The following is a 22,897-nucleotide window of genomic DNA, read 5'->3' as shown; positions in this document are numbered from 1 at the left end:
CGGATTAATGAACAAAAGTTGCAATTGCGAGCCGGAAAACAGGAATTTCACTGATGAAATTCTCACCTTTGTGATCCACCATAGTGTAATAACCTTCCATGGTGCCCAGCGGTGTTTCCAGAACGGTTCCGCTGGTGTAACGATACTCTTCACCCGGCTCAATGACCGGTTGTTCACCAACAACGCCTTCCCCCTGAACTTCAGTCTGGCGGCCTTCGCTGTTGGTGATACGCCAGTAGCGGCTGATTAGCTGAACGGTATGACGACCCAGATTCCGGATAGAAACGGTATATGCGAAAACATAGCGCTCAGCATCCGGCTCAGACTGGCTTTCGATATAAACACTCTGAACCTGAATACAAATTTTCGGGCCGTTATTCATTATGGAACTCCCTATGAGGCGGGATTATCCGCCAGGTAATTAGCCATCAGACAATACTGCGCGACACTAATGTTTTCCGCGCGGGCTGTGTGATCAATTCCCAGCTCTGTCAGTGTATCAACAGTGAACAGATCACCCAGGCTGTTGCGGACCGTTTTACGGCGCTGGTTAAACGCTTGTGTGGCGACCCGGCTCAGCAGGGCAATATTTTTCAGCCCATAAGGGTTTTCACGGTGCGGAATAAGACGCACCACTGCGGAGTCCACTTTTGGTGCCGGACGGAACGCAGTTGGCGGAACGTCGAGTACCGGGATAACCTGGCAGTAATACTGCGCCATGACACTCAGGCGACCGTATGTTTTGCTGCCGGGACCCGCCACGAGGCGGTTAACCACTTCTCTTTGCAACATAAAATTCATGTCACTGATAGCATTGGTAAAGGTAAACAGGTGGAACATCAGCGGGGTGGAGATATTATAAGGCAGGTTGCCAAATATCCGCAGCGGCTGACCGCGTTCTTCTGCCAGTGCAGTAAAATCCACGGTCATTGCATCTTGCTGAATAATAGTCAGTTTACTTTGTAAAAACGGATGGGTTTCCAGACGTGCGGCCAAATCACGGTCAATTTCAATGACCGTCATTTTGTCCATGCGCTCGGCAACCGGCTCGGTTAATGCAGCCAGCCCGGGCCCGATTTCAACAATGGCCTGGCCGTGCTGTGGGTTAATCGATGCAACAATGCTGTCGATAATAAATTGATCGGTTAAGAAGTTCTGCCCGAAACGTTTGCGGGCAAAATGCCCCTGATGGACTCGTGTATTCATTGACTGTTTTTAATCATTGTAATGGCTAAATTTAATGCGGTAATAAAGCTTCCCACATCTGCATTTCCGGTGCCTGCCAGATCAAGAGCGGTGCCGTGATCAACTGACGTCCGGATAAACGGCAGCCCCAGCGTAATATTCACCGCGCGGCCGAATCCCTGATATTTTAGCACAGGAAGCCCCTGATCGTGATACATCGCGAGCACGGCATCTGCGCGATCCAGATATTTTGGCTGAAACAGGGTGTCAGCAGGCAGCGGACCTTCTAAATCAATACCCTGTGCCCGCAATTCATTGAGTGCAGGAATAATGGTATCAATCTCTTCATGCCCCATGTGACCGCCTTCACCTGCATGCGGGTTCAGACCACAGACGACGATGTGCGGGTGCGCAATACCAAATTTGGTACGCAGGTCATGATTGAGGATAGTGATCACTTCATGCAGACAGGTTCTGTCCACCGCACCCGGTACCTGCAAAATCGGCAGGTGGGTTGTTGCCAGCGCCACACGCATCTCTTCGGTGGCAAGCATCATTACAACACGCTTACAGGCGCTGCGGTCGGCAAAAAATTCGGTATGCCCGATAAACGCAATACCCGCGTCGTTGATAATGCCTTTATGAACGGGTCCTGTAATCAGTGCGCCGAATTCGCCCTGCAAACACCCGTCACAGGCTCGCGTCAATGTATCAGTTACATAGGCTGCGTTGGCGACATTGAGTTCACCGGCAACCACAGGGGCTTTCAGTGTGACTGGCAGGATCGTCAGTGTACCGGCACGCTGCGGCTGATGCGCGGTATCAGGTGAATAAGGTTCAAGTGTAAGCGGGAGCGACAGGTTTTGTGCGCGTTGCAGCAGTAATTGCGGGTCGGCACATACAACCAGTTTTACCGGCCAGTCGCGCTGTGCCAGCGCGACTGTCAGGTCAGGACCCACCCCGGCAGGTTCGCCGGGGGTAATAACAACGGGTTTCAGACTATTTGTTACTGCCATCTAAAATTTCCACATAAGCGCCAGCGCGCTGTTCCTGCATCCAGCTCTGTAACTCTTCGCTGAATTTGCGGTTAAACAGCATCCGGTAGGCACGATCTTTCTGAGCCGCTTCGGTTTTGTCCACATTGCGGGTATCTTCCAACTGGATAAGGTGCCAGCCGAAAGAGGAACGGACAGGCTGACTCAGGTCGCCTTTTTTCAGTTTCATTAATGCGTCACGGAAAGCCGGGTCGTAAACATCAGGCATTGACCAGCCTAACTCACCACCACGCAGGGCAGAGCCCGGATCTTCAGAGAATTGTTTTGCCGCATCCTCAAAGGATGTTTTGCCGCTTTTTACATCATTGGTTATCTGCTGTAATTTGCTGCGTGCCTGTTCATCCGTCATGATCGGTGATGGTTTGATCAGAATGTGACGGGCTTTAACTTCAGTCACCGAAATTGGCTGACTGTTTCCGCGCATATCATTCACGCGCAGAATATGGAAGCCGACACCGGAGCGGACAGGACCGACAATCTCACCTTTTTTAGCCGATTGCAGGCGCTCAACAAACAGACCCGGCAGTTCCTGTAAACGGCTCCAGCCCATGTTACCGCCTTTCAGTGCCTGAGGATCAGCGGAATAGGTGATAGCCAGTTTGCCGAAATCAGCACCTTTCTGCAGTTCGCTCATAATCACAGAGACTTTTTTCTTTGGCGGCATTCATCTGTGCATCTGTCGGATTTTCCGGCATCGGGATCAGAATATGGCTGATATTCAGCTCAGAATCTGCGGAGTTCTGTGCACTGATGAGGTTCGCTAACGCATCGACTTCCTGCGGTAAAATGACCACACGGCGGCGTACTTCGTTATTACGCACTTCCGCCATCATCATCTCTTTGCGGATTTCACTGCGGTATTTGTCATAGCTCATGCCATCACGTTTCAGACGTTCTTTCATCTGAGCGGAAGAGATGTTGTTCTGACGGGCGATATCTTCAATTGCACCATCAATAGCCTGTTCCGGGATGGTTATCTGCATCTGTCCTGCCATCTGCATCACGATATTATCCATGATGAGGCGTTCAAGAATTTGCTGACGCAGAGTTGCCTGATCCGGAACCTGCTGACCGGCATTTTTGGCATTGACGACAACAGTCTGAAGCATATTGTTTACATCACTCTCCAGAACAACGCCGTTATTCACCACAGCGGCAACTTTGTCCATCTGCTGCGGTGCGGCAAACGCGGTAGTGCTTGCCGTGAACATCAGGCCGAGAATGAGTGTTCTCCAGTTTTTCATATATATCCCATCATGTTTCGAGTAGCCGTGCTATCGCACGGCAGGTGAAAATAGTATCAACCGATATACCCTTATTCATTCAAACTGCAGGTTCGTTGGCGCAGGGAAGCCAGCCGGGTTACATACTGATGTATGCTCCCCGTCTATCTTCCCTTGCCGCCTGCCTGCATCCTGAATGACGTTGGGTAGGGTTAAAAGGCCGGAACATACGGCAGAATACCGCGTTCAAGCATTTTTTGACTACCCAGACTGTAATTGCTGCTCAGACCACGTAATTCGACATTAAACGTCCATTTGTTGTCGTATTCACTGGCTTCATTTTTCCAGCCGATGATTTTACGTTCATAACCGACGTTGGCTGCCCAGCAACAGGTATTGTACTGAAGCCCGACTAACTGGCTGGCCGGTTGCTGCTCTTTGGTATCATAATAATACTGTCCGACAAATGCCCATTGCTCCGCGACAGGCCAGCTTGCGACCACACCAATCTGTGAGATCCCTTTCTGGTTTGCCGGTAACGTTGTATTTTTACCTGAAATATTCTGGCGCATCGCCTGAATATAATCGCGATCCACATACCGGTAATTCAGCTGAATCAGACGCTCGGCATCATGACGGTACTCCATTGTGGCGTTGGACATCGCGACACTGCCCAGACGGCGGTCATACTGAAGGCCGGCTTTCATACCCCAGTTGTCGTTATAACGCCACATAGTGTCGCCCGCCCAGACCATTGAGCCGGTTTCATCTTTTTCATCTACAATGGTTTTTTTACTGTCACCGGTTCGCGGACGTTCAAAGTAATAGATTTGACCCACAGAAACATTAAAACGTTCAACTAATTCATCATCATAAATCCGGCTGGTTACTCCGGTCGTAACCTGATTGGCGGACGCGATGCGATCCAGGCCGCTGTACATACGGTCCCGGAATAGTCCGCTGTAACTTGATTGCAGTAATGTGGAGTCGAAGTTATTGATATTATCCTGGTTTTTATACGGGACATACAGGTACTGCACTCGGGGTTCTAACGTCTGGGTAAAGGCATCGTCAAAGAACGTCGGACGCTCAAAAATCATTTTTGCATCAGTTTTAAACTGCGGTAAAACCCGGGTAACCGTTTTATCCAGATCTTTATTGGCATCTATGTCAGGAATATCCTGATCATAATGGGTCGCCATCAGCTTGGCTTCAGTATTAAAACTTGCCCAGCCGTTAGACAGCGGCAGGTTGAGTGTCGGCTCGGCATGCAGTCGGGTAGCATCCGGTTTATTTGCGCCCACACTGGTAAAGCGGACTGCCTGACCGTATGCCCGGAAATCAAAGACCCCGAGGTCGCTTTTATAGTAGTTCAGATCTAACTGCGGCTCAGCACGATACGAGGTCGCATTGTCATTATTGGTCAGGATCTGGAACTGTTTGGTGGTTACTGTGGCGTTCCAGTTTGATTTACGGATGCCGACTGCTAATTTCTGCGTGGCATAGCCGTCAGTTGAGTTACCGTATGCGGAGGTAAAGTCAGTAAAATAGCGGGAATCACTGACCTTGGTGTAATCCGATGAGAACCACCAATCCTGTGCAAATGAACCACTGTGACCCCAGTAGAGTAACCAGCGATCATCAGACTCCCGTTTTGACCACTCTTCTTTTGGTGCGGCTTTTTTGTCATCACGGTATTGCTTGTCATCCATCAGGAAGTCAAACGCAAGCGTACCGCTGCCAAGACCGGTCAGGTAACGGAATTCGTTATCCATTTTCAGACCGCGCTTACTGAAGTAGTGCGGAGTGATAGTCGCATCGTAATTCGGTGCGATATTCCAGTAATACGGCAGGGTAAATTCCAGCCCTGACGATTTTGAATAGCTGCCGTTAGGGATAAGAAAACCGGAGCGGCGTTTATCCCCGATAGGCAATTGCAGATACGGGCTGTAAAAAACCGGGACATTGGCGATGCGGAAGCGGGCATTCCAGATTTCAGCCACTTGCTCATCCTGGTCGATAATGACTTCTGAGCCTTTAACACTCCAGCTGTCATTACCCGGCAGACAAGAGGTAAAAATTCCGTTGTCGAGGATGGTATAGCGGTTTTCACCGCGAAGCTTCATCTTATCCGCTTCACCACGGCCCTGACGACCGACCATCTGATAATTACCCTGATCAACATCAGCATCGTTATTATCGAGGTTCAGCCAGGCTTTAGGCCCTTTCAGGCGGATCTGCGGATCGGAATAATGCACATCACCGGTTGCGGTCGCGATGCGTACAGGTGCTGCGGTATCTTCACCGGTTTGTGTAACTTCCACTTCATCGGCTTTCAGATTCTGGTTACCTGAACGAATATTCACATCGCCGGCATATTTTACCGCGTGCGGATATTGTCCTGACATACCTGCCGCTTTGATGTTGACAGGGAAGTCCCCGGCTTTACCATCGACAATTGGTTCATCATAAACCGGGACGCCCAGCATACATTGCTCGGCAAGAGTGGCGTGCGCCGCCTGACTATATAATGCTGCCCAGATGATGGTGGCCAGCAGGGTTGGATAACTCTTCTTCATAAGTATGTCTGCAATTCCGTCCTCGGTAGCACAGTGCCCGAACGCCAAAAGCTTAATTTACACGGAAAAAGAGCGCAGGTGAAACGCGTTTTCGTGTCTAAATGGCGTTAGGCATCGTACAGAATGGGTAGTATGATAATGCAAAATTGCGTCAAGGGCATTGTCGAATTGAGGAGTATATGCACTATTTGGGAAAAATCATCGGAATTTTATTAGGCATGATGTCCGGCGCCGGTTTTTGGGGCGTTTTTCTCGGCTTTCTTATAGGTCATGCGATTGATAAAGTCCGCTCACAACAGCGAAACGGCTCCTTTACCAACAACCAGTCCCGGCAGGCGCTTTTTTTTTATCACCACATTTCAGATTTTAGGCCATCTGACCAAATCCAAAGGCCGGGTGACAGAGTCCGACATCTATCTCGCGACTGCGCTGATGGACAGAATGCAGTTGCACGGCGACTCGCGGACTCAGGCACAAAATGCCTTCCGTGAAGGAAAATCGGCAGGCTTTCCGTTGCGTGATGCACTGCGACAACTTCGCCGTGCCTGTTACGGACGTGCAGACCTGCTGCGCATGTTTCTTGAGATTCAGATCCAGGCTGCATTTGGTGACGGTGAATTACACCCTAACGAGCGTCAGGTTCTTCTGGTTATTGCGGAAGAGCTGGGTATTGCGCGCCATCAGTTTGAAACTGTGCTGGCAATGATGCAGGGGCAAATGCACCGGGGCGGACAGGGCGGATATCAGCAGTACTCTCAGCAGGGCTCTTATCGCACACAGGGTGCAGACCTTGCGGCCGCTTTCAGGGTGCTGGGTGTGCAGGAAAGCGACGACAGTACGGTTATCAAACGCGCTTACCGCAAGCTGATGAGTGAACACCATCCGGACAAACTGGTGGCGAAAGGTTTGCCACCGGAAATGATGGAACTGGCGAAAGAGAAAGCACAATCTATACAAGCCGCATATGATCTCATTAAAAAAGAGAAAGGCTTTAAATAGTGCTGCCTGTTTATGTTTTACAGGGTTAATAATAGTTATCAGTGAAGTGCCGGGCGGATCATATTCTTTTCATATAATTGCTATAAAATATAACTGCAGTTGAAAATCCACGTAAATATTTTATTAAATATGTTAAGGATATGATCCATGGCCAATACCCGTGTTCTTATCGGAGTAGCAGGGTTAGCAGTTTGCCTGATTCTTGCCTCACTGAATTCGGTGACCGTGTTATTTCATTAAAAATCAGCTTCACAGATAAAATTCAGCGGCGTTCCGTGCGCCGGATGCGTGATTGACAGCGCCTGCGCATGTAATTGCAGGCGGGGCGCTGACTCTCTTGCTTCATCATGCGCATAGAAGCGATCACCCAGTATAGGGTGTCCGATTGCCAGCATATGAACCCGTAACTGATGTGAGCGTCCGGTTACCGGGGACAGTTTCACCCTGGTTGCGTGCGGTTCATATTCCAGCACTTCATAGCCGGTCTGCGCTGATTTTCCGGTTTCAAAACACACCTTTTGTTTCGGGCGGTTCGGCCAGTCACAAATCAGGGGTAAATCCACTATTCCCGTTTTTTCCTCTATTTTCCCCCACACGCGGGCGAGATAGGTTTTCTTCGGCTCACGCTCACGGAATTGCCGTTTAAGCTCCCGTTCGGCGGCCTTGGTTAAGGCAACCACAATAATACCGCTGGTCGCCATATCCAGCCGGTGAACAGATTCTGCCTGTGGATAATCCCGCAGAACACGGGTCATCACACTGTCTTTATGTTCCGGCGCACGACCGGGCACGGAAAGCAGCCCGCTCGGTTTATTCACCACGATGATGTGCTCATCCTGAAAGAGAATATCCAGCCGGGGATCAGTTGGCGGATTATAGGGTTCCATTAACATGGGGTCACCAGATGAGAGGCGCCCGGCAGTCTGTTTCTGCCGGGCTGCGGGTTATTGATGTGAAACCACGATCAGGCGGATAGCATCGAGACGCCAGTTAGCTTCATCCAGGTGTGACAGGATCTGCTGACGCTCTTCTTCAATCGCATCAACTTCATCATCACGAATGTTCGGGTTCACGGATTTCAGTGCCAGCAGACGGTTATGCTCCAGTGTCAGATGCTGATCAGCCAGTACTTTTGCGGCATCAATGCATTCGCGTGCCTGACCGGCAATCACGTCTTCTGACTGACGCAGAACCTGATGAACATCACTTTGCACGGCATTGACAAATTTGCTGCCGGTATGGCGGTTCACTGCATTCAGCTGACGGTTAAAGCTTTCAAACTCCACCTGAGCGGCAAGATTGTTACCTTTAGCATCCATCAGCAGGCGAACCGGCGTTGGTGGCAGGAAACGGGTGAGCTGGAGATTTTTCGGTGCCTGAGCTTCCACCACATAGATAAGTTCAGTCAGCAGCGTGCCGACCGGCAGGGCTTTATTTTTCAGTACTGAAACCGCACAGCTGCCGGTATCGCCGGACAGAATAAGATCCAGCCCGTTGCGGATAATCGGGTGTTCCCAACTGATAAACTGGGTATCTTCGCGGGAAAGCGCCTGCTCACGTTTGAAGGTTACCGTACAGCCATCTTCCGGCAGACCCGGGAAATCCGGCACCAGCATGTGATCGGACGGCGTCAGGGCAATCATATTATCGCTGCGGTCATCCTGATTGATACCGACGATATCAAACAGATTCAGCGCAAAGGTAACCAGTTCAGTATCATCATCCTGCGCGGCTATTTGTGCGGCAATTTCATTTCCGGCTTCGCCGCCGTTGGAGTGCATTTCCAGCAGGCGGTCACGACCCTGTTCCAGTTGCACCTTCAGAACATCATGGGTTTTGCGGCATTCGGTAATGAAATCATCAAACCCGGTAAGATCCGTCGGGTTCGCCATCATGGTTATCAGCGTATCGTAATAGCGATCATAAATAGAACGACCGGTCGGGCAGGTGTATTCGAATGCATCCAGTCCCTCGTGGAACCAGCGTAACAGCACGGCCTGCGCGGTATGTTCAAGATACGGAATACTTATCTGAATATCCCGTTTCTGTCCGATGCGGTCGAGACGCCCGATACGCTGCTCCAGCAGATCAGGATTAAACGGCAGGTCAAACATCACTAACTGGTTGGCAAACTGAAAATTGCGGCCTTCAGAGCCAATCTCAGAGCAGAGCAGCACCTGCGCGCCATTTTCTTCGGAGGCAAACCAGGCTGCTGCCCGGTCACGCTCCAGCAATGACAGGTTTTCATGGAACACAGCGGCGTGAATACCTTCGCGCTCACGTAAGACCTGTTCGAGTTGCAGAGCAGTCGCCGCCTGGGCGCAAATCACCAGCACTTTTTCATTGCGGTTTGCCAGCAGGAAGCCGAGCAGCCATTCCACGCGCGGATCAAAGTTCCACCAGGTGGCGTTCTCGCCTTCAAATTCCTGATAAATCTGCTCCGGATAGAGCATTTCGCGCGCTTTGACTTCGGTTGTTTTTTTGCTGCCCATAATACCGGCGACTTTGATAGCCGTCTGATATTGTGCCGGTAACGGCATTTTAATGGCGTGCAGTTCACGACGCGGGAAGCCTTTCACCCCGTTGCGGGTGTTGCGGAACAATAAACGGCTGGTGCCGTGTCTGTCCATCAGCATCCGGGTCAGTTCCTTACGGGCATTATCGCCATCTTCGCTGTCGGTATTCGCGGCTTTAAGCAGCGGTTCAATATCCTGTTCGGCGATAAGGTCATGAATTGCATTTTGCTGATCTTTGGTCAGTGGGGCGCGCTCAAGCAGCACCGACACCGCATCGGCGACCGGCTGGTATTTTTGCTGTTCGGCAACAAAGGCCGGGAAATCATGGAAACGGTTCGGATCCAGCAGGCGCAGGCGCGCAAAGTGGCTCTCCATACCGAGTTGTTCCGGGGTGGCGGTCAGCAGCAGTACTGAAGGCGTAATTTCTGCCAGCGTTTCAATAACCTGATACTCACGGCTTGGCGACTCTTCGTGCCAGACCAGGTGATGAGCTTCATCCACTACCAGCATGTCCCAGCCCGCGTCACATAAATGCTCAAAGCGCGGTTTGCTTTTACGGACAAAATCCAGTGAGCAGAGCACCAGTTGTTCGGTATCAAACGGGTTATCGCTCTGGTTCAGCGCTTCGGTGTAGCGGCTGTCATCAAACAGCGAGAAGCGCAGATTAAAGCGGCGCAGCATTTCGACCAGCCACTGATACTGAAGACTTTCCGGTACGACGACGAGGATGCGTTCAGCACGTCCTGCCATCAGTTGCTGATGGATAATCATCCCGGCTTCGATGGTTTTACCCAGACCTACCTCATCTGCCAGCAGGACACGCGGCGCATGGCGCTTGCCCACTTCGTTGGCGATAAACAGCTGATGCGGAATAAGACTGGCGCGTATTCCGCGCAGACCGCTGGTGGCGCGGCGGTATTCTTCGCTCAGAAATTTACGTGCGCGGTAGCGCAGTGAAAAGCGATCCATCCGGTCAATCTGACCGGCAAACAGGCGATCCTGTGGCTTACTGAATGTCAGTTTACTGTCGAGAAAGACTTCGCGCAGACAGACATTTTCTTCGCCGGTATCAGTACGCTGACCAATATAGGTTAACAGTCCGTCGTTCTCTTCAACGGCGGTCACACTGAGCTGCCAGCCTTCATGACTGGTGACAGTATCCCCTTCGTTGAACATCACGCGGGTGATAGGCGCATCGGCAGAAGCATAAAGGCGATTTTCGCCGGTAGCGGGGAAAAGAAGGGTAATCATCCGGGCTTCGACAGATACAAGAGTACCTAATCCCAGCTCGCTTTCAGTATCGCTGATCCAGCGTTGACCAAGAGTAAACGGCATATTTTTGGGCTCGATTCTATTATTCAGGGCTAGTTTGATAAATGCTGTGAATATCATTACCGGCAGCGTTACGTAATTATCACGCTGACAGAAAAACACCGGTCAGTCAGGAACTCAGCATCTGCTGTCGTGCTCCGTCCCCGGTGTTAAAAGCAGTAAAGGGGCGCTATGTTAATCCATAAGATCCGCATCGTCACCTGTAAAATGGCAAAATTAAAACGGCATTAATAATTGCCCGGTTAACAGCGTGGTGAAGTCATCCTGCATAAACGGCAAAATGGCATCTGCAATCGGCATCAGTTGTTTATTGATATAGTGCTCATAGTCCACAGGTGCTGTCAGTATTTCCAGTGGCTGCGGTCCTGCGCGGGTAATGATATAGCTTATCCGCGCACCCCGCTGATACTGCTGCGGGCGTTTCATGCGGATATTATACTCATCTGCAATGCGCGCTGCTTTGACATGAGGCGGTACATTACGCTGATAATCTGCCAGCGGACGCCGCAGGCGTTTGCGGTAAACCAGCCGGTCATCATAACGTCCGGCAAGTGTGTCGCGCACATAATCACGGATAAATTGCTGATACGGCATTTTATCGAAAATCAGCCGGTAAAGTGTTTGCTGAAAATGCTGTGCCAGAGGTGTCCAGTCACTGCGCACGGTTTCCAGCCCGCGGAATACCAGGGTATCACCCGCCAGCCCTGCGTAACGTTTTTTGCTGCCCTGTTCTGTGCCGCGGATAGTCGGCATCAGAAAACGGCGGTAATGTGTTTCGTATTCAATTTCCAGGGCAGATGTCAGTCCGTATTCATCATTCAGATGATTACGCCACCAATGATTAATTTCATCCACCAACCGGCGGCCGATTTGCTCTGCATCGGCATCACTGTGCGTGCCTTTCAGCCAGACAAAGGTGGAATCGGTATCACCATAAATAACCTGATAGCCGAGCGACTCAATAATGGTGCGGGTTTTACGCATAATATCGTGCCCGCGCATCGTCACGGAAGAGGTCAGGCGCGGATCATAAAAACGGCATCCGACGGCACCGAGCACACCGCAGAAGGCATTCATAATAATTTTCAGTGCCTGTGACAGGGGTTTGTCGCCATGCAGTTTGGCGAGATCCCGCTCATGCCAGATGCGGCTGACAATATCCGGCAGACAGTGATGCTCACGGGAAAAACAAGCGCCTTTGAAGCCGGGAACGGCGGGCTCCGGCGCTGCAAGTCCTTCCACCATGCCGATGGGGTCAATCAGAAAGGTACAAATAATAGAGGGATACAGACTCTTGAAATCGAGCACTATAACCGAATCATACAGACCCGGAAGAGAGTCCATCACAAAGCCGCCCGGAACAGGTTCACCGGGTTTTTCACCGGGATCCGGTGCCACATAGCCTTTGCGGTGCATCGACGGCAGATAAAGATGGGTAAATGCCGCGACAGACCCGCCCATGCGATCCACTGCCAGTCCGGTGACGGCAGCGCGTGCCAGCAGGAATTCGGTCAGGTGCGTGTGTTCAAAAATCCGCATCACCAGGCGGCAATCCTGAAGATTATAACGCGCCAGTGCTGGTTTATCCTCACGAAAGCGCCGGTTGATTTCATCCATGCGGTCATAAGGGGTATCGCTGTCTTTGCCTTCGCCGAGCAGCGCCTGTGAAACCGCCTCCAGACTGAAAGAGGGAAATTGCCAGGTCGCCGCTTTCAGGGCATCAATGCCATCAATAATGAGTCGTCCGCGCGCACCGGCAAAAAATTGCCCCGGTTTGAAACCGTGCTCCCGCCATGACAGCGGCGTATTATGACGACCGAAGAGCAGCGGGATCTGATATTTTTCCGCATGCTGTTGTAAGACGCGCAGATCAAACTGGATCAGGCTCCAGCCGATAATCATGTCCGGGTCGTGCTCTGCCAGCCACTGATTCAGGCGGTGGAGTAAGTCCGGACGGCGCGGGACATATTCCAGGGTAAAATCCGGGTTGGTCAGTGGTGTGCCGTTTTCCGGACCGAGCATAAAAACAGTATCTGCGCCGCACCCGGACAGTCCGATCGAATAGAGATCCCCGAATTCGGTTGTTTCAATGTCCAGAGAGACAATTTTCAGTGCCGGGCGGTAATCCGGGTGTGGCTTCATCAGAACATGACCGCCGGGCTGTGGTTGGACCCAGACGGATGCCGTAATAAAGCGCTCCATTAAATAGCGCTCACAGGGGCGGATATCGGCTTCATAAAGATGAAGATTCATTTCACCCAGCTGTTTTTCCAGTTGTTGTAACTTCCGGTACTGACGGCAATAGACGGCACTGACTGCATCACGCTGAAAATCCCGCAGGGGGAGTTCCGTCAGTGTTGCACCCGGCGTGTTATCAATAAACGGGCGGCTTTCTGCCAGTTCGCGGTGCGGAACAAACCCGACCGCCTGCTGTACCGGCACAGAGACGTATCGCGGGCCATTATCTGTCGCCAGCCAGTAGCTGACTTCAATACCGCGCGGAGTGTCTGACCAGTGACGGGTCAGTATAAAACCGGCCTCCGCCGGTGTTTCCACCTGACGGGAGGGAGTGCTCTCCTGCCCTGCCATCACTGTTTATCCGTTCTGCTGAATAAAAAATAACTATAGCAGAGAGGTGTGATTATATACAGTATTTATGTGTGCAACTGACTACTTTCTGATACCGAGGATCGCCGCTGCCGGAACCTCTCCGCTGACCAGCGCAGCGGTGGAGCCGTCGTAGGCAATGTGTCCGTCATCGATAACCATTGCGCGCGATGCGATGCGGGCTGCGTCATCCGGATTGTGTGACACCATCAGCAGGGTAAGCTGACGGGTTTCACAAATAGTCTCCAGCAGTGCGAGCATTTCATTGCGCAGTGCCGGGTCTAGTGCGGAAAAAGGTTCATCCAACAAGAGTATGGGTTGTGAGCGCACCAGACACCGTACGAGTGCCACGCGCTGGCGCTGTCCGCCGGACAATTGAGAGGGCAGGCGGCTGAGCAGCGGAGTGAGGGAAACCTGCTCTGCAATGTGTGCCAGCTCTGTTTTCTGTTTTGTATTCAGTTTCATACCGGGATGAAAACCCAGGGCGATATTCTGCGCGGCAGTCAGGTGTGCAAACAGATTATTTTCCTGAAACAGCATGGAAACCGGACGCATTGCGGGCGGGGTACGGGTGTGATCGCCGCCGTTGAGGCGGATAGTCCCGCTTTGGGCAAACTGAAAACCGGCAACCAGTGATAACAGCGTACTTTTACCCGCGCCGCTGGGGCCGAGAATCGCCACTCTTTCACCGGCATCAACAGTAAAATCAAATTCCATCGTTTGTTGCTGATACGGGTAATGCACCCTGTTTAACTGGATCATGAACGTTTTCCCGGTAAGCGTTCCAGCAGGCTGAATAGCCCGAAACACAGTAATAATAAAAGGAGCGCGGTTACAGCGGCATCCGCATTGCGGTAAGCGCCAATTTGCTGATAAAGATAGAACGGCAATGTGCGGAAATCTTCATTACCAAACAGGGCGATGACCCCGAAATCCCCGACAGACAGTACGCTGGCGAAGGCGAGCGCCTGTGCCAGCGGATTGCGCAGGGCGCGCAGTTCAATTAGCCGCAGGCGGTTAAATCCTTCAATATTCAGTGAGGTGCAGAGCGGATTATAGCGTTCGGCCAAATCCCGCATCGGGTTATCCAGTACTTTCAGAGCATAAGGGATAGCCATCAGGGAATTAGTCAAAATCACTAATCCGTAGGGGAGCGCCCCTAAATCAGCGGTGCCGGTGATGTTATTGAGGATCAGGAAAAACCCGGTCGCCAGCACAATACCCGGCATGGCGAGGATCAGCAATCCGGAAAGCTCCATCGCCTGTCCGGCTCTGACTGCCCGGCGCAGACGCAGCTCACGGCTGCTCCATAGGAGCATCATGGTCAGCAGTACGCAGATAAGCCCGGAAGCCAGCGCAATTCCCAGAGAGGTAAAGAAAGCCCGCCAGAGTGCGGGTTGTTGTAATACCCGCAGGAGTCCGGGGTTCAGTCCGTCAGCAATAATCGCAAAGAACGGCGGCAGCAGAAACAGTAAAGCGCAGAGAATAATGGCACCGTCAGCCAGCTTACGCGGCAGAGTATCCTGCGGATTACGCCATTGCAGTGATTGGGTAAAGCCAACTGAAAAATGACCGGAGAGCCGCTGGCTGACCAGCACCAGCCCGATGCAGCAGGTAAGCTGAATAAGCGCAAGCAGTGCGGCGCGCCCGACATCAAAGTCATAATTCAGTGCCTGATAAATAGCCAGCTCAATCGTTGTTGCCGCCGGACCGCCACCGAGTGCAAGTACAGTAGCGAAGCTGGCAAAACAGAGCATAAAAATCAGTGCGGCGGTGGGCAGAAGTTGCCGGCGCAGATACGGCCACTCCACAATACGAAAATGCTGCCACTCATTCATATTCAGTTGCGCGGCAAGCTGGCGTTGCTCGGTGGCAATGCTGTCGAGCTGCTGATACAGCATACGGGTTGCGAGCGGCATATTAAAAAAAAAGATGCGCCAGCAAAATGCCCTGTAAGCCATAAGGTGTGAAAGAATAGTGCAGACCCAAAAAATCCGAAATATGCGCCAGCCAGCCGTTACGCCCGTAAACAGACAGAATACCGAATACCGCAACCAGTACCGGCAGCACCAGCGTCATGGCGCATAAACGCAGAAACTGAATCCGTCCCGGAAAGCGACGCCGCCACAATGCACGGGCAAGAAAAATCGCCGGGATCACGGAGAAAACGGCGGATAAAAACGCCTGCCAGAGCGTGAAGCGGACAACATGCCACAGATAGCTGTCATCGCGGATTTGCTGCCAGTCTGTCTCCGGGGCGTTAAACCACAGCGCACCAAAGGCGCTGACGGCGACCAGGATCAGAAGACCTGTCGCCAGCGCGCCCGGGATCAGATATGACGCAATTAACGGCTGACTGCGCTTTGCCATATACGGATCCACTGGTTGCGTTCTTTTGCGACGTCTTTTGCATCAAATTCCAGGGTTTTCACCGGTTTCGGCATTTTGTCATAAACCGGTGGCAGCGGGATATCAATCACCGGATACATCCAGTTGGTGGTCGGTAATGTGTTCTGGAAACCCGGTGTCAGCATAAACTGCATAAATTGCTCCGCCAGTTCAGGCTGTTTGGATGCAGAGAGAACACCTGCCATTTCCACCTGAAGATAATGCCCCTCGTCAAACAGTGCGGCGGCATAATTATCTTTTTTATCCGCCAGCATATGATAGCCAGGTGAAGAGGTGTAGCTCAGAACCAGGTCCGCTTCACCTTTGAGGAATAATCCGTAAGACTCACTCCAGCCTTTGGTGACCGTCAGTGTTTTCTTCGCCATTTTTTCCCATTGCGCTGCCACATCTGTGCCGTAGAGTTTTTCCATCCATAACAGCAAACCCAGACCCGGCGTGCTGGTGCGCGGATCCTGATAAATAATCGTGAGTTTCTGGTCACTGTTCAGTAATTCTTTCATGCTTTTCGGCGGGTTGGGCAGAGTGTCTTTGTTGTAGATAAAGGCAAACCAGCCGTAATCATAAGGGATAAACGTGTTGCTGTGCCATTCGACCGGCAGTACCAGTTTTGACTGGTCAACATGACTCTCTTTAAACAGCCCGGTGTCTTGTGCCGCCTGCATCAGGTTGTTATCCAGACCTAAAATAATATCAGCCTGTGATTTTTTTCCTTCCATGCGCAGACGGTTGAGTAATGTCACACCATCACTCAGCCCGACCAGTTTCAGTTCACAGCCGCACTGTGCTTCAAAGTTTTTCTTAATTTCCGGACCCGGTCCCCACTCCGCGACAAAAGAGTCATAAGTGTAGATAGTCAGAACCGGTTTACTGCTGTCAGCCGCAGCATGAAAAGAGAGAGAGAGAAGGACGGCAATACTGCCGGCAGCAAGATTTTTTGTCAGTTTACGTAACACTTTGCGCTCCTGTAAGAGAAGGATTGGCAAAGGATCTGAGTGCAGCATGGTGGCGACAGGCAGTTCTGTCAGCAAGTGGCGGCTCAAATCCCTACGCCGGTATTAACCGGATCAGGTTCCTCGGGTGTTATCTCAGCAGTGCGTATCCGAAGACCGCGCTGCACCCCGTTGAGATGGGAGTAGTGTAGTGTTTTTCCCGGGAAATACAATTGCGCGTCATCCTGCATCCTGTGGCTGTGTTGGCTTCACTCAGGAAACAGGGTCACATACTGGTGTATGCTCCCCGGTTTCTTTCGATTGCCGCCTTGCTACAGAACAAATGATTTAGCGCAGCGAGTTATCCTGCATTCTGTGGCTGTGTTGGCTGCGCTCAAAAAAACGGGTCACATACTGATGTATGCTCCCCGGTTTTTTTCGGTTGCCGCCTTGCCGCAGAACACATGATTTTGCGTAAAATTATACTTGGCTTCAGGGACGATTATTTAGCGTAATATTATATCCTGCCTCAGGATTAATGATTTAGTGCAGTATGTAATATTGTATTATTTCATTCGCTTAGATATTTATTTTCGGGTATATCGCCGGTGGTGAAACCGGTCGGAAAATCCCGTCTGATTTATACTGCTGTGCAGGCACCGGGGGCAGAGGTGCGGCGGGCTGAAGGATTTTGAGTATAGAGGTTTACCCCATGGTGGGAGTGTGAAACAATTGGTTATCTTTCAGTTTTTTGTTTCCGAGGTAGTCGAGTGATTGATGATGATGCTACCGCCCGAATGTCGGGATTGTAATTTGTAATAAGGAAGGCCAGGTTTTATGGGCCCGCCGCTATGGACAGCACTCGTGGCAGTTTCCTCAGGGAGGTATTAATCCCGGCGAATCACCGGAACAGGCCATGTACCGTGAGTTGTTTGAGGAAGTCGGTTTAACGCGTAAAGATGTGCGCATCCTGGCGGTGACGCGCAACTGGTTACGTTACAAATTACCCAAACGTTTGGTGCGTTGGGATACCAAACCGGTTTGTATCGGTCAGAAGCAGCGCTGGTTTTTACTGCAACTGCTCTGTGAAGACAAAGAGGTCAATGTTGCCTGTAGTAAATCGCCGGAATTTGATGGCTGGCGCTGGGTAACGTATTGGTATCCTGTTCGTCAGGTAGTCTCTTTTAAGCGTGATGTTTATCGTCGCGTGATGAAAGAGTTTTCTGCCATTGTAATGCCTGCCAACAGCGAAGCGACGGCTGTCCGGGCTCCGTTTCCCTATCGCCGCCGACGTCAGAATTAGGGAGAACAGATGCTGACGCGTTTACGTGAAGTGATTGAAAAAGTGGCAGCCGCCGCCGATCTCGCGGAAGCGCTGGAGCTGCTGGTTAAGGAAACCTGTCAGGCGATGGGAACAGATGTTTGTTCTATCTACCTGGCAGATAACCAGCATCACTGTTTTTATCTGATGGCAACGCAGGGACTGAAAAAGCCCCGTGGCCGTGCTGTCAGTCTCGCGTTTGGCGAAGGCGTGGTCGGTCATGTCGGTCGTCAGGCCGAGCTTATCAATATCGCGGATGTCCGCGAACATCCCGGTTTTAAATATCTCCCTCAGGTTAAAGAGGATAATCTGCGCGCCTTTCTCGGTGCGCCGGTTGTCTATCGCCGTCAGTTACTTGGCGTGCTGGTGGTTCAGCAGAAAGAGAAACGTCTGTTCAGTGAAACGGAAGAGTCTTTTATTGTCACACTGGCGATGCAGTTAGCGGTAATACTGGCACAGGCGCAAACCAAAGGGTTGTTCGGGCAATTCCGTCAGACGCGGATCCAGGCGATTCCGGTGTCATCCGGTATTGTGATGGCCTATGGCTGGGAGGATCGCTCTCAGCCGGTACTTGAGCTGGTATCTGAAGCGTCCGCGCTGGACAGCGCACAGGAACGGTTACGTCTCAGTAAAGCGCTGGAGGATGCTACGGCGGAATGCCGGCGTATCAGCAAGCGTTTTAATTCTGCTGCTCAGAAAGAGAGTGCCGCTATTTTTGATCTCTATTCTCATCTTCTTAATGATCCGCAACTGAAAAAAGGTCTGTTCAGTATTGTGGATCAGGGATTTGTGGCGGAATGGGCCGTGAAAACGGTGATCGAAAAATTTGCCGCTCAGTTTGCTGAATTACAGGACAGCTATATGCGGGAGCGGGCAACCGACCTGCGGGCGCTGGGGCAGCGGTTGCTGTTTCATCTCGATGATAACTTTACCGGCAGTAATCAGTGGCCGGAGCGCTTTGTGCTGGTGGCAGATGAATTGAGTGTCAGCCTGCTGGCTGAACTGCCGCAGGAGCAACTTGCCGGGGTTGTTGTGCGTGATGGCGCCACACACTCGCATTCCGCTATTCTGGTCAGAGCAATGGGGATCCCTGTCATTATGGGGGCCGATATCCAGCCCGAATTACTGCATAACCGGCTGCTGATTCTTGATGGTTACCGGGGTGTGGTGTATATCGAGCCGGAACCTCTGATAGCGCAGGAATTCCGCCAGATTATCGAACAGGAGCAGGTCATCAGCCAACTGGCTGAAGATGAACTGAGCCGCTCTGCCGCACTGAAAAGTGGTGAGCGTATTTCTGTGCAGCTCAATGCCGGGCTCAGCCTGAAGTATGAGCAAAAAATAGTTAAAAGCATCGACGGGATTGGTTTATACCGTACGGAAATTCCGTTTCTCGTGCATAATGGTTTTCCGTCGGAAGAGGAGCAAAAAGTCCGTTATCAGGATATGTTGCAACTCTTTGCCGGCAAGCCGGTTGTTTTGCGGACACTGGATATCGGGGCTGACAAGCAATTGCCGTATATGCCGATCAGCGAGGAAAATCCGTGTCTGGGCTGGCGTGGCATCCGCGTGATGCTGGATCAGCCGGAAATTTTTCTTATTCAGTTACGGGCGATGGTGCGGGCGAATATCGGGCTGAATAACCTGAAAGTGTTATTCCCGATGGTCTCCGGACTGGCGGAGGTGGAAGAGGCAATCCGGTTGTTGGATCGCGCCTGTGAAGAAGTCTCCGCACTGACCGGCGAAACCGTAAAACGACCGCCTGTCGGCGTTATGCTGGAAGTCCCGTCACTGCTGTTTATGTTGCCGGAACTAAAGCAATGTATTGATTTTATCTCTGTCGGCACGAATGATTTAACCCAGTATCTGCTGGCGGTCGACCGGAATAATACCCATGTTGCACCGCTGTATGACTCGCTCAATCCGGCAGTATTGCGTATGCTGAATTTTGTTCGGCAGGAAACATCCCGTCTGGGTCTTCCGGTTTCTGTCTGCGGAGAAATGGCGGCAAATCCGTTAGGTGCAATGATTCTGGTTGGTTTGGGTTATCGTCAGCTGAGTATGAACGGACGCAGTATTCCGCGAATTAAATATTTACTGCACCATCTTGATGCCGGGGCACTTAAACCGCTGCTTGCATCATTGCTGGATGCACATACGGCAGCTGAAATCCGTGAAAAAGCAGAGCTGTTTATTGAGAATCAGGGGCTGGCGCAGCTTATCCGCGGCAGTGTTTAACGGACAACAATGACGCACAGCGGCATCTTGTTCTGATAGTCCTTTTTACCGGTAAGCGGGAAGTCTTCTGCCTGCCGGGCAACCACTGTGTGAGGTACGATGAGTATTACTTATCTGGCATTTCCCGATATTGACCCTATCATTTTTTCCGTTGGTCCGCTGGCGCTGCGCTGGTACGGGCTGATGTATCTTGTGGGGTTTGTTTTTGCCATGTGGCTGGCAAACCGCAGGGCAGATAAACCGGGCAGCGGCTGGAAACGCAGTGAGGTTGAAACACTGTTATATGCCGGATTTGTCGGGGTTTTCCTCGGTGGTCGTATCGGCTATGTTCTGTTTTATAACTTCCCTCTGTTTATGGATAACCCGCTCTATCTGCTTAAAGTCTGGGACGGTGGTATGTCATTCCACGGCGGATTGGTGGGGGTGATTATTGCCATGTGGTGGTTTGCTCACCGCACAAAACGTAATTTCCTTCAGGTTTCTGATTTTATTGCACCGCTTATCCCGTTTGGTCTGGGTATGGGTCGTATCGGTAACTTTATCAATGGCGAATTGTGGGGGCGTGTCACGCTGGATACGCCGTGGGCGTTTCTGTTCCCGACATCCTATGGTGAGGATGTGAAACTGGCGGCGGCGGACCCGTCCCTGTTACCGGTGCTTGAACAGTACGGTGTACTGCCGCGCCACCCGTCACAGCTTTATGAAATGCTGCTTGAAGGGGTCGTGCTCTTTATTATTCTTAATGTGTTTGTCCGTAAATCCCGGCCAATGGGCAGTGTGTCAGGCCTGTTCCTGATAGGTTACGGTCTGTTCCGTATTATTGTTGAGTTCTTCCGCCAGCCGGATGCTCAACTCGGGTTATTCGGCGGGATCAGTATGGGACAAATTCTTTCTGTGCCGATGATAATCATTGGTGTGTTAATGATGATATGGGCGTTTAAGCGTCCTGATAACCAAAAGAAAAGTGAAGAGGTAAAATGAAACAGTATCTGGAACTAATGCAGAAGGTGCTTGATGAAGGCACGCCAAAAGATGATCGTACCGGCACCGGTACTTTATCCATCTTCGGGCATCAGATGCGTTTCAATTTACAGGATGGTTTCCCGATGGTAACCACCAAGCGCTGTCATATCCGCTCTATCATTCATGAACTTCTGTGGTTTTTACAAGGTGATACCAACACGCAATATCTGCGCGATAACGGTGTGACTATCTGGGATGAATGGGCGGATGAAAACGGTAACCTGGGGCCGGTGTACGGCAAACAATGGCGCGCATGGGGTGCGGCAGACGGCACTCAGATTGACCAGATCAAACGCGTTATTGAACAGCTGAAAAGCGATCCTGACTCCCGCCGTATTATTGTTTCGGCCTGGAATGTCGGTGAACTTGATCAGATGGCTCTGGCGCCGTGCCATGCATTTTTCCAGTTCTATGTGGCAGACGGTAAGTTATCCTGCCAGTTGTATCAGCGCTCTTGTGATGTTTTCCTGGGTCTGCCGTTTAATATCGCCAGCTATGCCTTGTTAGTACATATGATGGCGCAGCAGTGTGACCTGGAAGTCGGCGACTTTGTCTGGACCGGTGGTGATACCCATCTGTACAGCAACCACATGGAACAGACTCACCGGCAGTTAAGCCGTGAGCCGCGTGCATTACCGAAACTGATTATCAAACGTAAACCGGCATCTCTGTTTGATTATCACTTCGATGATTTTGAAATTGAAGGCTATGATCCGCATCCGGGAATTAAAGCACCGGTTGCTATCTGATTTCAGCGCACACAGCGCACAGCAAAATCCAAATTGTTAAAGAGCGGCGGTGTCCGCTCTTTTTTTTATCGTTTTTACCCCGCTGGCTCCACTGCTGTTTTCCCGTCAAAATATAATCTTCGGCACAACACGAAAAAAAGATGATCGTTTTCAGTGTATGGCTGTTATTTCTTCCTGTTGCATCGCATTTATTACCGCCTTCAGTACCGGATATCTGTAAACCCGTTATTTTTTCATCAGGATCAATCCGGGCAGATGCAACGATGCAGACAGAAAAAGGGATTTCACTGATGGAAATGATAATCGTGTTGTTTATTATGGCATTACCCGTAACTATGCTGGGTGTGTCATGGGAGAATTTCAGGGAAAAACGGCATCTGACAGAGACAGCGGCACTGTTTCATCAGTATCTCAGCAGCCATAAGCTGCGGGCGACGTACCTGAATGAAACCAGGCAAATTTCCATTGTTTTTGGTGATAACAGCGGCGCCTGTCATCAGGTTTCACCAGCTGTCTGTGACAGAGAAACAGACGGATTTACACCGCTGGAGGGGGTACGTATTGCCTCCGGCACGATAAATTCAGTGTTGTTCTGGGGAACCCGCCATACCGCATCCGCCGCCAGTTTTTTACTGGAGAACAGGCAAGGGCAGATAAAGCTGATTATTTCAGCCCCCGGGCGTATCCGGTTATGTACCCCGGGGCAGTTGTCCGGTATCCCGGCGTGTTGAT

The 22,897-nt window shown here is 51.2% G+C and carries 13 protein-coding genes, 4 pseudogenes and 1 riboswitch; of the genes and pseudogenes, 6 read left to right on the top strand and 11 right to left on the bottom strand.

Annotated features, from left to right (window positions below):
* Positions 1-4: 4 nt before the first annotated feature.
* From apaG to lptD, 5 genes and pseudogenes are all read right to left on the bottom strand, one after another.
* On the bottom strand, positions 5-382 hold the full coding sequence (gene apaG / locus AYY16_RS17070) for a Co2+/Mg2+ efflux protein ApaG (protein ID WP_067369384.1): 378 nt from the start codon (positions 380-382) through the stop codon (positions 5-7).
* 11 nt (positions 383-393) lie between these two features.
* On the bottom strand, positions 394-1,206 hold the full coding sequence (gene rsmA / locus AYY16_RS17065; protein ID WP_067369382.1) for a 16S rRNA (adenine(1518)-N(6)/adenine(1519)-N(6))-dimethyltransferase RsmA: 813 nt from the start codon (positions 1,204-1,206) through the stop codon (positions 394-396).
* Entirely contained in the window at positions 1,203-2,201 is a 999-nt protein-coding gene (gene pdxA / locus AYY16_RS17060) for a 4-hydroxythreonine-4-phosphate dehydrogenase PdxA (RefSeq protein WP_067369379.1), read from the bottom strand. The genes rsmA and pdxA overlap by 4 nt, the downstream gene beginning before the upstream one ends.
* Positions 2,185-3,484: pseudogene (gene surA / locus AYY16_RS17055) on the bottom strand (peptidylprolyl isomerase SurA). The gene pdxA and the pseudogene surA overlap by 17 nt, the downstream one beginning before the upstream one ends.
* Before the next feature lie 191 nt (positions 3,485-3,675).
* Positions 3,676-6,042 carry an LPS assembly protein LptD gene (gene lptD / locus AYY16_RS17050; RefSeq protein ID WP_067369376.1) on the bottom strand — a complete coding sequence of 789 codons (2,367 nt, stop codon included), beginning with the start codon at positions 6,040-6,042 and terminating at the stop codon, positions 3,676-3,678.
* A 179-nt stretch (positions 6,043-6,221) separates the two neighbouring features.
* On the opposite strand from lptD, the pseudogene djlA reads away from it, so the two are divergent.
* Positions 6,222-7,041: pseudogene (gene djlA, locus AYY16_RS17045) on the top strand (co-chaperone DjlA).
* A gap of 236 nt (positions 7,042-7,277) precedes the next feature.
* Here djlA and rluA read toward each other — a convergent pair.
* From rluA to thiB, 6 genes and pseudogenes are all read right to left on the bottom strand, one after another.
* Complete coding sequence (rluA, locus tag AYY16_RS17040) at positions 7,278-7,928, bottom strand: bifunctional tRNA pseudouridine(32) synthase/23S rRNA pseudouridine(746) synthase RluA (RefSeq protein ID WP_067369646.1); 651 nt, start codon at positions 7,926-7,928, stop codon at positions 7,278-7,280.
* Positions 7,929-7,985: 57 nt separating this feature from the next.
* Positions 7,986-10,892 (bottom strand): RNA polymerase-associated protein RapA, encoded by a 2,907-nt coding sequence (gene rapA / locus AYY16_RS17035; protein WP_067369643.1) that lies wholly within the window; start codon positions 10,890-10,892, stop codon positions 7,986-7,988.
* A gap of 213 nt (positions 10,893-11,105) precedes the next feature.
* Entirely contained in the window at positions 11,106-13,478 is a 2,373-nt protein-coding gene (locus AYY16_RS17030; RefSeq protein WP_067369373.1) for a DNA polymerase II, read from the bottom strand.
* An 81-nt stretch (positions 13,479-13,559) separates the two neighbouring features.
* The gene (gene thiQ / locus AYY16_RS17025; RefSeq protein ID WP_067369369.1) at positions 13,560-14,258 is read right to left on the bottom strand and encodes a thiamine ABC transporter ATP-binding protein ThiQ; all 699 of its coding nucleotides are present in this window, start codon (positions 14,256-14,258) and stop codon (positions 13,560-13,562) included.
* Positions 14,255-15,866: pseudogene (gene thiP / locus AYY16_RS17020) on the bottom strand (thiamine/thiamine pyrophosphate ABC transporter permease ThiP). Before thiP ends, thiQ begins: the two are co-directional and overlap by 4 nt.
* Positions 15,842-16,846: a thiamine ABC transporter substrate binding subunit gene (gene thiB, locus AYY16_RS17015; protein WP_067369640.1), complete on the bottom strand. Its 1,005-nt coding sequence runs from the start codon at positions 16,844-16,846 to the stop codon at positions 15,842-15,844. The pseudogene thiP and the gene thiB overlap by 25 nt, the downstream one beginning before the upstream one ends.
* A gap of 82 nt (positions 16,847-16,928) precedes the next feature.
* Positions 16,929-17,036, bottom strand: a riboswitch (TPP riboswitch).
* 568 nt (positions 17,037-17,604) lie between these two features.
* Between thiB and rppH the strand changes: the two are divergent.
* From rppH to AYY16_RS16990, 5 genes and pseudogenes are all read left to right on the top strand, one after another.
* Positions 17,605-18,137, top strand: a pseudogene (rppH, locus tag AYY16_RS17010) (RNA pyrophosphohydrolase).
* Between the two features lie 9 nt (positions 18,138-18,146).
* Complete coding sequence (gene ptsP / locus AYY16_RS17005; RefSeq protein ID WP_067369367.1) at positions 18,147-20,393, top strand: phosphoenolpyruvate--protein phosphotransferase; 2,247 nt, start codon at positions 18,147-18,149, stop codon at positions 20,391-20,393.
* A 99-nt stretch (positions 20,394-20,492) separates the two neighbouring features.
* Complete coding sequence (lgt, locus tag AYY16_RS17000) at positions 20,493-21,374, top strand: prolipoprotein diacylglyceryl transferase (protein ID WP_067369364.1); 882 nt, start codon at positions 20,493-20,495, stop codon at positions 21,372-21,374.
* Positions 21,371-22,165: a thymidylate synthase gene (gene thyA, locus AYY16_RS16995; protein WP_067369361.1), complete on the top strand. Its 795-nt coding sequence runs from the start codon at positions 21,371-21,373 to the stop codon at positions 22,163-22,165. Before lgt ends, thyA begins: the two co-directional genes overlap by 4 nt.
* A gap of 140 nt (positions 22,166-22,305) precedes the next feature.
* Complete coding sequence (locus tag AYY16_RS16990) at positions 22,306-22,896, top strand: peptidase (protein WP_223861246.1); 591 nt, start codon at positions 22,306-22,308, stop codon at positions 22,894-22,896.
* Position 22,897 lies beyond the last annotated feature (1 nt).

It is taken from the genome of Morganella psychrotolerans (assembly GCF_001676155.1).
Lineage (GTDB): Bacteria > Pseudomonadota > Gammaproteobacteria > Enterobacterales > Enterobacteriaceae > Morganella > Morganella psychrotolerans.
The sequence above is the reverse complement of the archived record's forward strand: the minus strand, read 5'-3'. Positions and strand labels throughout refer to the sequence as shown.